Raw genomic sequence first — 13,006 nt, 5'->3', positions numbered from 1 at the left:
ACATCGCGCCTGCAAACTAAAAATTAGTTTACGGAAAACGGCTGATTGAGATGTTTCCATATTTTGTCTTTTAATTGTTCAATACCTTCCTGGGTAATTGCAGAAATTAAAAGTACATCCATTCCGTCCGGCAGCTCATCCTGCAATGAGGCACGTTCCTCATCCGTCAGCAGATCTGCCTTAGAAATAGCTAGTAACCGGTCTTTGTCTAGAAGCGAGGGGTTGTATATTCTTAATTCGTTCAGAAGCGTCTGATACTCTTCCCTGATATCGGTGCTGTCTGCGGCTATTAGAAACAGCAGAATGGAGTTACGCTCAATATGGCGCAAAAAGCGTAGTCCCAGCCCGCGTCCTTGTGAAGCTCCTTCAATAATGCCGGGAATGTCGGCCATCACGAAAGACTTGTAGTCGCGGTACGACACTACGCCCAAATTAGGTACCAGGGTTGTAAAAGGATAGTCCGCAATCTCAGGGCGAGCTGCGGATACGGCTGAGAGCAGGGTCGACTTGCCGGCGTTGGGAAAACCCACAAGTCCCACATCAGCCAGTACTTTCAGTTCAAGTATTACCCAGGCTTCCTGCCCGGATTCGCCCGGCTGGGCGTATTGGGGTGTTTGGTTGGTGGGAGATTTGAAGTGATCATTGCCAAGGCCGCCGCGGCCGCCTTTGAGCAGGATGAGCTCCTGCCCGTCTTCGGTAATTTCAAAAAGCTGCTCGCCGGTTTCGGCATTGCGGGCAGTTGTACCCAGGGGTACTTCAAGGATAATATCTTTCCCGATGGCACCGGTGCGGCGTGCGCCTTCCCCGGCTTTGCCGTCAAATGCCTTGACGTGCTTGGTATATTTCAGGTGGAGCAAAGTCCACAGCTGCGCATTTCCTTTGAGGATAACGTGCCCACCCCGACCGCCATCGCCGCCGTCAGGTCCACCCTTTTCGACGTGCTTTTCACGTCGGAAGTGCATGGAACCTGCGCCGCCGGCGCCGGAGCGAACATTGAGTTTAACGTAGTCGATGAAGTTGGAAGAAGCCATGTGTATAGTATCCGGGCATGTTAAGCCTGTGTGAGCTGAGAGATCGTATCCGTAATCTCCTCAAAAATAGATTCAATTTCACCTATGCCTTTTACAGCGATGAATTTACCCTGCGCGTCATAGTAATCGGCTACGGGGGTTGTTTTCAGATTGTATTCCTGAATGCGCTTGCTGATCAGTGTTTCGTTCTGATCATCAGGCCGGCCGGAAGTTTTGCCCCGGTTCAGCAGGCGCGTCAGCAGCTCCTGGTCATCTACCACAAGCGCGATCATTACCGAGATACTTTCCTGGTAGGTGGCCAGGAGCGCATCCAGTGCCTCAGCCTGGGTAACTGTTCTTGGAAAACCGTCAAAAATAAAGCCTGCAGCATCGTGATGCTCCCTGAGCTTGTTGTCGATCATTCCGATCACTACTTCATCGGGCACCAGAATCCCCTTATCCATCAATGTTTTGGCCCTCAGTCCCAACGCTGATCCTGCCTGGATTTCAGAACGCAGCAGGTCGCCGGTTGAAAGATGGATCAGGTTGTATTTTGCTATAATTTTCTCACTTTGAGTGCCTTTCCCGGCACCCGGAGGGCCAAACAATATAAGATTCAGCATAGTAGCTTTGGAGAATTGATGTCAATTAAGTTTGGTGAAATTTGCGCAAATTTACAATTCTTACTAAAAGGCTCCTTATACGCCGGGATAATTTTGAAAATAAAAATCCCCTTAATGTTTCTGATTAAGGGGATTAGGATGATTACTGAACAACTTGTCAGGGTATGACCACCCTTTTAACCGTACCATCCTCATTCTGGACAACGCTGACGAACACCGTACCCTTGATGTTCTTTTTCAGCTCTACCTGCCCTACAAACTCGCCTGAAAAGTCCTTGATCTCCCTTTTACCCACTTCCTTACCTTTCACATCAGTTACTGAAATGGTCACGTCGCCTTTTGCAGGCACCGAAAACCGGACATTCAGCACGCCATTATCGGGATTGTTCGGGTAAATGCTCAATGCGCGTACACTGGCGGGCTTCATTGCATCCTTTTCCCAGCTTTCGGCCATTTTGTCTCCGAAATTTTCCATATCCTTCATGAAGATTTTGGCTTTAGGGGTAAAATCGCGCTCAAAGTTCCGGTACTGCTGCCTGAACTTATCGGCATTGTAACTGAATGTTTTGGCAAGATCATCATCCCATTCATAGTTGAAGGCCAAAACGTCACGGTCATCCCGGTGATCCATAATGGTCTTTTTCTTACGTTGTGAAAACTGGCGGTCCCCGTCGTCGAAAGTGATGGAAATGCGCTGCTTCTTATTCTTTTCAACACCCAGCGAATCCAGTACTTTATCAATAAAGGCATCCCGCTCTTTGTCTGACATGCTGCCTACCTCGTAGGTTTTATCAATATTTTTTGTCTTTCCGTCCTGATCCTCCGAAACCTGGATGCGGACCTGGGCTTTTTTCTCACTTTTGTCGGCCTGCGCCCAGGCACTGGTAAGCATTACAGGTGATGCAGCAAGGAAAAAAGACAGTGCGATCCTGGTCAAAACAACAGCTTTCATAGTAAGTAGTGATTTGTATTTGAAGATATTACAAGGGTACTGGAGCCGTTTGCGCAGGGTTGTTAAATAATGTTAAATGAAAAACCCAGCCTCTCAAATGCGCTATTTTTGTTTGGGAAGAATGTCGGGCTCCGCAAGCCTGACGTTGCATGGAGAACCAAAAGTTTATGACCAAACGTAAAATTCAGATCATAGTAGGGCTGATGTGCCTCGCGCTCATCGGGCTCATCGGATTTCAGTTTTACTGGATCAGAGAGGCCATTGCAATCCGCAACGACCAGTTTAACCGGAAGGTGGCAGAATCGGTACAGGAAGTGGTACACCGGCTGGAAAAGCAGGAAATGATGTACCTTCTGCAGCGGCGCATTGAAACCGAGCAGCAAAAAAGCAAGCTCGAACGCATGGCCAAGCTGCGTACCATGCCAATCAGAAAAGCAGTTTCCGAAAAAACGGCCAGAGTGCAGGAAGCTCCCGCAGCCACCCGGCCGCGCATGCAGATCGCCATCGGCGCAAACGGAGAGGAGATCCAGATTATCACCGAAGCAGTTCCTACGGATGTGCTCAGCCCCAATTTTAAGGTGATGGTGGATCATCAGCAGCAGATCATCGAAGAATTTTTCCAGGCGCAGCAGTTTGGCATGGCCGGCATTGACGACTTTATGCGGCGCAGGCTGGACGATGAACGCAGGCTTGGCAATGCATTTCAGGGGGTGTATGATCCTAAAATGCAGAAAGGCGGTAACCGCGACTCCGTAGCCGCCAGGCAGTTCAACAGGAAGGTTGTACCTGCAAGATCAGGCAGGGGAAACATGCAAAGATCCAGGGAGCTGCTCAGCTCGGGACAGCTCGACAGGGCTGATCTGCTGAAAGAGGTGATGAAAGAGATTATTTACACCACAAGGCCCATTGAGCAGCGCGTCAACCGGTTTTTGCTGGACACGTTGCTGAAAAAAGAATTTCTGGAAAATGGTATTGCCCTTCCGTACGAATTTGCTGTGCAGGGCAGGTCTCCCGAGAGTTTTGTTTGTTCCACTGTTAACCTGAAACCTTCGGAATGGGAGCAGAAATCCTTTCGCGCATCCCTTTTTCCCAATGAATCCATACAGGCGCCCAACTCACTCTTTGTATATTTTCCCGATCAGCAAAAGTACATTCTGAGCAATATGGGCGTGATGTTTGGCGGCTCGGGCATACTGATCGTCGTGATCATGGCTTGTTTTTATATGGCCGTGACCACCATCCTGCGCCAGAAAAAGTTGTCCGACATCCGGAATGACTTCATCAACAACATGACCCACGAATTTAAAACGCCCATTTCGACCATTGCGCTGGCAGCTGAAATGGCACAGGAGAATTCGGGTACAATCAGTGCAGCCAGCGCGGGCTCCCGGCTCGACCGCTACCTGGGTATTATCAGGGAAGAAAACAAGCGGCTCGGCACCCATGTTGAAAAAGTACTGCAAATGGCTTTGCTGGATAAAGGGCATGTTAAATTGACACTCAGCGAGGTCAATGTGCACGACCTGATTGAAAAAGCACTGAATGTGCAAAGTGTACAAATCGAACAGCGCGGCGGCGATGTGGAACTGGATTTTGAAGCGCCGGATGAAATCATCCGGGCAGACGAGGTGCATTTAACCAATATCTTCAATAATCTCATCGACAATGCGATCAAGTATTCACCTGAGGTACTGCACCTCAGCATTGCAACCCGCAATGAGCATGGTGGAGTAGCCGTGTCCATTTCTGATAGGGGCATCGGTATGAGCCGCGATCAGCAAAGCCGAATTTTCGATACATTTTACCGGGTACCAACCGGCAATGTGCATGATGTAAAAGGATTTGGGCTTGGACTGAGCTATGTCCGCAAAATGGTAGAAGCGCACAGCGGCACGGTACAGGTGCACAGCAAGCCGGGTGAGGGCAGCACTTTCACCGTTTGGCTGCCAATCCGCAAAGAGGCCTGACCGTTTAGAATTTTCACCTGCAACCCCTAACTTGCCGCTTTTTCCAAACGGCCAACAGCTGCTACAGCACATTCTTTTATACAAATGATTTCCAAAACGTATGCCCCGCAGGAGATAGAGGATAAATGGTACTCCTATTGGATTGAAAACAAGTTTTTCCAGTCTAAACCCAACCCGGACAAGGAGCCTTACACCATTGTAATACCTCCGCCCAATGTTACCGGCGTGCTGCACATGGGGCATATGCTCAATAATACCATCCAGGATATCCTGATCCGTAAGGCCAGGATGGAAGGAAAAGAAGCCTGCTGGGTTCCCGGTACCGACCATGCATCCATCGCTACGGAGGCCAAGGTTGTAGCCATGCTTAAAGAAAAAGGTATTAACAAGAATGATCTTACCCGTGATGAATTTCTAGAATACTGCTGGGAATGGACGCACAAGTATGGCGGGATTATTCTTAAACAGCTGCGTAAGCTGGGCGCTTCCTGCGACTGGGACCGGACCCGGTTTACCATGGAGCCCGACCTCTACGATTCGGTAATAGACGTTTTTATTGACCTTTATAACAAAGAAGATATTTATCGTGGCCATCGCATGGTTAACTGGGATCCGCAGGCGCGCACTACGGTGTCAGACGAGGAGGTGATCATGAAGGAGGTCAGTCAGAGGCTGGTTTACCTGAAATATCCTTTGGTTGGAGGACAGGAGGAGGGGAGTATGGAGGATGGGATAGTAATTGCTACTACGCGGCCGGAGACGATCATGGCGGATGTGGCGATTTGCGTTAATCCCAATGATGAGCGTTACCGGCATCTGGTCGGGAAAATGGTGGCTATTCCGCTGATCGGGCGTGCTATCCCTGTTATCGCCGATGATTATGTAGAAATGGAGTTCGGGACGGGATGCCTTAAAGTGACGCCGGCCCATGATATCAATGATTACGAACTTGGCAAGCGGCATGGTCTCACGATCATCGACCTGCTGAACGAAGATGGTACCCTGAATGAAAAAGCGCAGATCCTTGTGGGGGAAGATCGTTTTGCAGCCCGTAAGAAGATCATTAAAATGCTGGAAGAGGCAGGAAATGTTGTTAAAATAGAGGAGTACAAGTCGAATGTGGGCCACTCGGAGCGGACCAATGCTGTGATCGAGCCCCGGCTGTCGGAGCAATGGTTTCTGAAAATGGAAAAAATCAGCAAGCCTGCCCTCGATAATGTCATGGATGATACCATTCAGCTGATTCCCGCCAAATTCAAGAATACTTACCGGCACTGGATGGAAAATGTTCGCGACTGGAACATCAGCCGCCAGCTCTGGTGGGGGCACCGTATTCCGGCCTACTACCTGAAAGACGGTACGATCATTGTTGCCAAATCAAAAAAGGAAGCCCTGCGCAAAGCACAGCACGAGTACCAGCTTTTTGCATTGACGGAAGAAGACATCACCCAGGACCCCGACGTACTCGATACGTGGTTTTCGTCCTGGCTGTGGCCGATTTCTGTTTTCAATGGAATTAAAGAGCCTGATAATGAAGAAGTAAGCTACTACTATCCTACCAATGATCTGGTAACCGCCCCTGAAATCCTGTTTTTCTGGGTAGCGAGGATGATCATCGCGGGTTACGAGTACAGAGGGCAGTACCCGTTCAAAAATGTGTATCTGACGGGCATCGTACGCGATAAACTGGGCCATAAAATGTCCAAGTCGCTGGGCAACTCGCCCGATCCGATTGATCTGATCGAGCAATATGGCGCTGATAGTATCCGGACGGGTATGCTTTTCAGCTCCCAAGCCGGTAATGACCTGCCTTATGATGAAAAGCTCGTAGAGCAGGGACGTAATTTTGGCAATAAGATCTGGAATGCATTCAGGCTGGTAAAAGGGTGGACTGTTGATGAGGCACTTGCGGCGCCGGCAAGCTCACAGCTGGCGGTACAATGGTTTGAGAGCAAGCTGAACCAGACTATCGCGGAGGTAGATGATCATTTTTCCAAATTCCGTATTTCGGATGCGCTGAATACAGTATACAAGCTGATCTGGGATGATTTCTGCTCACAGTACCTGGAAATGATCAAGCCCGGCTACGAGCAGCCCATTGATCCTGCTACCCTGGAAGCTACGCTTGAATTCTTCGACCGGCTAATGCGCCTGATACATCCTTTTACACCCTTTATTTCAGAAGAAATCTGGCAGAATATCCGGCAGCGGGCGGAAAATGATTCCATTTGCATTGCTCCCTTCCCGAAGGCAGGTGAGGTCGATAATGCTTTGCTGAATGATTTTGAAATTCTTTTTGAGGTCATTTCTTCGATCCGTAATATCCGTAATGCCCGCAACATGAGTCCCAAAACAGCTTTGCCGCTGGCGGTACGTTCTGACAATCCGGGACGCTACGAGCGGCTGGTTGAGCTCATTACCAAACTGGCGTACGTGGAGCCCGTATCCTTTGTAGCAGAAGAGGCCGAAGGCACTTCTTTCAGGGTCAGGTCTGATGAGTTTTTTATCAACCTTGCCGATGAGATTGACGTGGAAACCGAGCGTGAAAACCTGCTGAAAGAGCTGGAATACACCCGCGGCTTCCTGGACTCCGTGCTGAAAAAGTTGTCAAACGAGCGTTTTGTACAGAATGCAAAAGGTGATATCGTGGAAAAAGAACGCCAGAAACAAGCCGATGCAGAAGCCAAGATCGAGACATTGAACGAAGCACTCGCGCGCTTGAGTAACTGATCTTTTAAAGAATATAGATTTCCAAAGCACGATCCTCCCGGTCGTGCTTTTGTTTTTGTAAACAACCCCTCATGTACTCCTGTGTCACGCACCTGATCCGTGCCCGGCAGCGTGCCCTGCTGCGGGTAGCCGGGTTTTGTTTTGTACCTTTGCGCAATGCAACCGACGCAAAACCTATTTGAGCAGTTCAAGCTTAACCGCCAACTCCTGAATGCCATAGAAGAAGCAGGCTACACCGAGCCTACACCCATTCAGGAGCAGGCTATACCGCTTGCCCTGGCCGGGCAGGACATTTTAGGCATCGCGCAGACGGGTACCGGCAAGACCGCTGCCTATACTTTGCCGCTCCTGATGCGTATCAAATATGCACAGGGTCAGCATCCCCGCGCAATCGTACTGGCACCTACCCGGGAGCTGGCCATGCAGATCGCCGAAGCTGTGGCTCAGCTGAGCAAGTATACAGACATTCGTACGGTGGTACTTTACGGAGGAGTAGGACCAAAGTCACAGATTGAGGCGTTGCGACAGGGAGTTGACATCATTGTGGCAACACCAGGCCGGTTTATGGACCTGTATTTTCAGGAAGAAATTGTGGTAAAGCACCTGACTGCAATGGTGCTGGATGAGGCCGATAAGATGATGGATATGGGCTTTATGCCGCAAATCCGCAAGCTTTTGGAGATCATACCAAGGAAAAGGCAGAACATGCTGTTTTCGGCTACTTTCTCTGATAAGGTCGAAAACCTGTCCCATGAGTTTCTTGAATTTCCGACGCGCATTGAGGTTACACCTCAGGCGACCACTGCCGAAATGGTGGACCAGGCATTGTACGAGGTGCCCAATTTCAGGACCAAGATCAACCTGCTGGCATACATGCTGAAAGATCATACTGCGTTTACGCGGGTACTGATTTTTACCAGAAGCCGCGAAGTGGCCGGGCTTGTTCACCAGAATCTGCTGGGGCGTATCGTTAAGGAAGACGACCTTCGCGTGATCCACGCCAACAAGGGGCAAAATACCCGGATCAATGCAATGGATGCTTTTCGTGAAGGTTCGGTGCGGGTAATGGTAGCGACGGACGTAGTTGCACGGGGCATTGATATCACAGAGGTTAGTCACGTGATCAATTTCGATGTGCCGCTGATTTATGAAGACTATGTGCACCGCATCGGGCGTACCGGCCGGGCCAATCATGCCGGTCATGCGATCACATTCATGACCATGGCCGACGAGTACCACATTGCTAAAATCGAGAAGATTATCCGCATGGAAATCCCCCGGCGCGAGCTGCCTGCGGAAGTGGAAATTGCACCTACGCCATTTAATGAGCAGCAGGATATGCTGCGTGAAATCGACAATCAGCGGAGGCGCGATGATCCTACTTTCAAGGGGGCATTTCATGAGAAAAAATGGGTGATACAAGGCGGGAAAGCAGGTGGGAAAAGTACAAAAAACCGCCAGAATGCTTCAAAAAGAAGTAAAAGGCGATAATGCAATACATTGTCGAATATTCCGTTTAACTTGGACAATAGAAAAACTAGTTTCTCTATTAACCTTCTTATGAAAGAGTCAGTTGTTTTTTGGCTTCTTGCACTTGTGCCGGCCTTTAGTTTTGCCCAGAATACCCATTTTGCCAGTGCAGCGCCGACTACAGATACCAACGTTGCCCAGAAGAAACCATTAGATTTAAAGGAGCGCAGAATACTTCCCCTGTTTGGTGAAATCAGCAAAACTTCGGAGCAGATCGACCAGGAAATCCGGTTCCTGAGCGAGTGTGATAAGTCCTTTACAAACCGGACCGAGGCCAGCAATTTCTTTGCAGCCCGTGCCTGGGAATACCTGCAGGAAGGTGCATTGGATACGGCCTGCTACCGCTTTAACCTGGCCCAGCTGCTCAACGATAAGAATGTAGATGCGTACTGGGGACTGGGTGTGGTGTCTTACCAGCGTGAAAACTGGGTGGATGCCAAACGTATGCTGAGCAAAGGTGTCAATATCCAGGGTGACAATGTGGCCCTGCTTGTGGACCTCTCCACGGTTGACCTGAAACTATATGCCATTACCAGCCGAAAGGAGGAACTTGACGAGGCAGCCCAGCTGCTGAAGCACGCCACGCAAATTGATTCAACCTATGCATTAGGGCAGTACAACCTTGCATTGCTGCATTATAATCTTAATGAATTTGATAAGTCCTGGGAGCACCTGCATAAGGGCCGGACGCTTGATCTCTCCCAAATGAACCTGGATTTTGTAGAGCTTTTAAAAGCCAAACAGCCCGATCCGCAAGGTTTTTTCAAGTAAAATCATTTTTTAAAAGCAACAAAAAAGTCTTCGCTGTCCATAGCGGAGACTTTTTTCTTATTGTGCAAAAGAGAAAAACGGAACTAGCGGAAGTAAAAGCCCGTAGGCGCTACACCCACCCGGATCGAATCCACCAGTGTGCCGTCTGTACGGTAGCGGATCGCGTAACCTGCCTGGGCGTAGGAGGGAGTTACTGCGGCATAAATCAAGCCTTGTGCCGGATCCACGGTAAGACCGGTAAAATAGCGGTTGATAAATGGAGCAGCCGTATTAACCTGGGTATCGGCAATACCAAACTTGTACGTTTCGCCATGTGCCACAAAGTTGGCATCGTAGTACGAAAGCACGTAGTAGATCGTCCGCCCATCTGCACTCAGTTCGAGGTTTCCTGCTGATTTGTTCGCCGTCGGTGTCAGTACCAGGTTTGCTTCGGCCGCATAGCTGTCTGCATTGATCCTCACTGCCCGGCTGCCTGCTGAAAGCCACAGCTTTCCATTTGCATCAATACCGACCGGCGCAGGAGAAGCATCAAAGTTTACGGTTTGTGCTACTTCGTCCGTGGTTGTGTTGATCACCGTCAGGCTTTTGCCGCCGCCGTATGATACTACTCCCACATACACTTTGTTGTTGTGGTAAATCAGGTTTTCAGGCCCCGACGCGATATTGATCTTTTTAATGACCTTATTGGTAGTCAGGTCCACGATCGCGATATAACCTGTCTTGTACGAGTAGTCGGGATTAGCGCCCCAGCATGTAATGTACGCTTTGTTGGCACCGTTTGTGACTACTTCACGGGGGTTTTCTATGTCAGGAGCGCCCAGGCTTGCTACCGACTCAAAGGTATTGCTGTTTACAATCTCAATTTTGTCCTGTCCTGCTGCAGTATTATCAACAAGAATAAGTCCGGTTTCGCCCTGTACTGTGTAGCCCTGTACGCCGCCGCCAAGCGTGCGACCGTTTACTTTGGAAAAAAGGTCTGCTTCCGCTGTATTTTGTTCCCTGGCAAAGTAGGATATTGCTCCATTGTTCTGCGTAAAGTTTCCTTCATTGATCGCAAAAACGCCCCGTACATAATCACCTTTTGGTGCGGGGTCGCTTTGGTTACAAGACCATAAAACAGCAGCCATTGAAGTAGCCAGCAATACGCGGGTAAGTTGTTTTTTCATATAGTTTAAAATTAATAAATACTTGATTTTTCGGGATTCTTATAGCTCACTACCAGACTCAGTGCAAAGTTCCGGCCCGGCATAGCGAAGTTTCTTACGTTGAGATAGAAGACATTGGCCATGTTGTTAACCTGCAACTGGCCCTGTATGTTAACGTTTTTTATCAAAACGGTATGGGCTAGGATTAAATTGGCCAGTGCGTAGCCGTCAAGATACTGGGCATTGTCAAAAGTAGTGAACCGCCTGCTCAGTGCCTGTCCCTGCAAGCTCAGGCGGGTAAGTTTCCTTTGTATAAATGCACTCACGTTTCCCGAATGCAAGGGTACAAACACCAGCTGCTTGCCTACAATATCGGCTGCATAAGCATCATAGGCTTTTTCCTGGTAGCTCTTGTTCAACGCGTATCCGGCATCCAGGCCATATTGCCATGCTTCTGAATTGTACCGCCAGCCAGCTTCAACCTCCAAGCCTTGTGTAAGTACCTGCTGAAGATTCTCAACCCGGTAGTTTTTGGACGGATTCCAGTAGGTCCAGTCTTTGATCCGGTTGCGGTATGCTGCCAGGGATAGTTTCAAAACATGTCCGTATGCGGTACGGTACTGTTGCTCAATGCCTGCTTCATAGTTCCAGCCGTGTTCCGGTTTGATGTCGGGATTGCCCAGGTCTTTCCAGTAACGTTCATTCAAAGTGGGCACACGATAGCTGCGTGCAATGGAAGCGCGGGCTGTCAGATTGTACGTAGCCGTACCCGCAAGCCGGTACTCGGCCGCAGCGGAAGGTGTAAAAGGTACATGGTAACCTGTTACCATTGCCTGCCTCAGATTACCTGAAAGCAGCAACCTTCGGTTTGCCTGCCAGCGGGTAAGTACAAAAAGGTCGGTCCGGTGTTCAGATACGGCATCCTGGCCATAACCGGGAACCCGGGCGCGGTAATAGGCCCATTCCACTCCGGTTTTTACATGCAGGCTGCCGGTTCCTGCCGCCCATTCAAAATCCCGCTCTACCCGGTTGGCAAACCGGTCGCTTACAGAATGGTCGGGATGGTTAAAATCACCTTTGGCATAATCAATGATGTCACGCACCAGTGCAGTCCGGAAAACCCAGTTTTTTAGCTCGTACCGGATCATGCTCCTGTAAGCCTCTGTCAGCGTAAGCTCCCGGCCCTGCAACTCGTCGGGCGTAAGTACCAGCCTGTTTTTTGTAAACCAAAAATGAGCAGAAATACGCTGCGCATCGTCTGGCCGAAAAAACAGATCCTGCACAAAACCTGCCTGGCTGGTTTGGGAAGGAAAGAGACTGTAACCATTCCGTTTGGTATAGGGGAATTCGTTGTTTTGTAAACTACCATTGAAGGCTGTTTTTCCCGAAAACCGCCCGTCGGTACTGCTGTACCTGGCACCTGCCTGCGCCTGGTAGTTGTGAAAACGGTCAATCTGACCGCCCGTAAATGCATACAGCCTTTCCTTTGCCGGAGTACTGCCAAGCAGGATGCTGCCGCCCACGGCATCGCTCCCTACAATGCTGGCCGCCGGGCCGAACTGTACGGAAAGCTGGTCAAAGCCAGCGACTGGAATTGTAGAAAAGTCGGTCTGTCCGAGTATGGGTGAATTAATGTTTAGCCCGTTCCACAATACGGCTGTATGGCTGGCAGACGTACCCCTGAATGAAGCGGTATTGAGCTGGCCGGGCCCGTAGTTTTTGAATGCAACCGGAGTTTTCAGCGCCAGCAATTCTCCTATGTTCTGAAAACGGAATTGTTCAAGTGCAGCCGAATCAATACGGCGGACTTTGAGCCCGCCCATAAAACGCTCCTGCGAAAATCCGGTAATCTGCACGGTATCCAGACTGACGAGCGCCTGCTGCGCAAACAGAAACCCTCCGGAACCCAGTCCCATAAAAGTCAGTAATGCAATACAAATAAACCGGTTAAAAGTCACTCCGGGCACACGGGGATTGATGGCGATCCCTGGTTTTTCCTCCGAAAACCGGAACACAAATGAGTTAAGCTGGCAGGTCTCCTGGCTCGTCTTGCCCGTCCGCGCCTTCCCGTTTTCACAGTGGCAATGCAGATTGGACTGGCTTGAAGTGACTTACAGTTGCGGGGACAGCTCCCGATTCAGACGGGATTCCCTTTTAAGCCAAGCTGTTGAAAGCAGCAGCTGGCACCAGAGCATGACAAAGGTACGGTGGAATGCACTGGGAAAAAAGTAAACTATTCGGTGGCAGAATTGTGTTATGTTGTAATATAAAAAATCAA

The 13,006-nt window shown here is 49.6% G+C and carries 9 protein-coding genes and 1 riboswitch; of the genes, 4 read left to right on the top strand and 5 right to left on the bottom strand.

From position 1 onward, the window contains the following. Nucleotides 1-23 precede the first annotated feature (23 nt). The 3 genes from obgE to HWI92_RS17465 all read right to left on the bottom strand — a co-directional run bounded on the left by obgE (nt 24) and on the right by HWI92_RS17465 (nt 2,585). Complete coding sequence (gene obgE, locus HWI92_RS17475) at nt 24-1,031, bottom strand: GTPase ObgE (protein WP_204657647.1); 1,008 nt, start codon at nt 1,029-1,031, stop codon at nt 24-26. Between the two features lie 20 nt (nt 1,032-1,051). Beyond that, nucleotides 1,052-1,633 carry an adenylate kinase gene (locus HWI92_RS17470; RefSeq protein WP_204657645.1) on the bottom strand — a complete coding sequence of 194 codons (582 nt, stop codon included), beginning with the start codon at nt 1,631-1,633 and terminating at the stop codon, nt 1,052-1,054. Between the two features lie 157 nt (nt 1,634-1,790). After that, nucleotides 1,791-2,585 (bottom strand): T9SS type A sorting domain-containing protein, encoded by a 795-nt coding sequence (locus HWI92_RS17465; RefSeq protein ID WP_204657643.1) that lies wholly within the window; start codon nt 2,583-2,585, stop codon nt 1,791-1,793. Nucleotides 2,586-2,752: 167 nt separating this feature from the next. Between HWI92_RS17465 and HWI92_RS17460 the strand changes: the two genes are divergently transcribed. The 4 genes from HWI92_RS17460 (at nt 2,753) to HWI92_RS17445 (ending at nt 9,583) form a co-directional block, all read left to right on the top strand. After that, nucleotides 2,753-4,552 carry a sensor histidine kinase gene (locus HWI92_RS17460; RefSeq protein ID WP_204657641.1) on the top strand — a complete coding sequence of 600 codons (1,800 nt, stop codon included), beginning with the start codon at nt 2,753-2,755 and terminating at the stop codon, nt 4,550-4,552. A gap of 84 nt (nt 4,553-4,636) precedes the next feature. Beyond that, nucleotides 4,637-7,282 carry a valine--tRNA ligase gene (locus tag HWI92_RS17455; protein WP_204657639.1) on the top strand — a complete coding sequence of 882 codons (2,646 nt, stop codon included), beginning with the start codon at nt 4,637-4,639 and terminating at the stop codon, nt 7,280-7,282. Between the two features lie 156 nt (nt 7,283-7,438). After that, nucleotides 7,439-8,773: a DEAD/DEAH box helicase gene (locus tag HWI92_RS17450; RefSeq protein ID WP_204657637.1), complete on the top strand. Its 1,335-nt coding sequence runs from the start codon at nt 7,439-7,441 to the stop codon at nt 8,771-8,773. A 69-nt stretch (nt 8,774-8,842) separates the two neighbouring features. Continuing rightward, nucleotides 8,843-9,583: a tetratricopeptide repeat protein gene (locus HWI92_RS17445; protein ID WP_204657635.1), complete on the top strand. Its 741-nt coding sequence runs from the start codon at nt 8,843-8,845 to the stop codon at nt 9,581-9,583. A gap of 83 nt (nt 9,584-9,666) precedes the next feature. On the opposite strand, the gene HWI92_RS17440 is transcribed toward HWI92_RS17445, so the two are convergent. Together HWI92_RS17440 and HWI92_RS17435 are read right to left on the bottom strand one after the other, a co-directional pair. Beyond that, nucleotides 9,667-10,749: a DUF5074 domain-containing protein gene (locus HWI92_RS17440; RefSeq protein ID WP_204657633.1), complete on the bottom strand. Its 1,083-nt coding sequence runs from the start codon at nt 10,747-10,749 to the stop codon at nt 9,667-9,669. 11 nt (nt 10,750-10,760) lie between these two features. Continuing rightward, a complete protein-coding gene (locus HWI92_RS17435) occupies nt 10,761-12,743 on the bottom strand; it encodes a TonB-dependent receptor plug domain-containing protein (protein ID WP_229248216.1) in 1,983 nt (660 codons plus the stop codon). Then, nucleotides 12,743-12,934, bottom strand: a riboswitch (cobalamin riboswitch). (Overlaps the previous gene by 1 nt.) Nucleotides 12,935-13,006: the final 72 nt, after the last annotated feature.

It is taken from the genome of Dyadobacter sandarakinus, from assembly GCF_016894445.1.
Taxonomy (GTDB): domain Bacteria; phylum Bacteroidota; class Bacteroidia; order Cytophagales; family Spirosomataceae; genus Dyadobacter; species Dyadobacter sandarakinus.
Note: the sequence above shows the minus strand (reverse complement) of the source record. Positions and strands in the feature narration are given on the sequence as shown.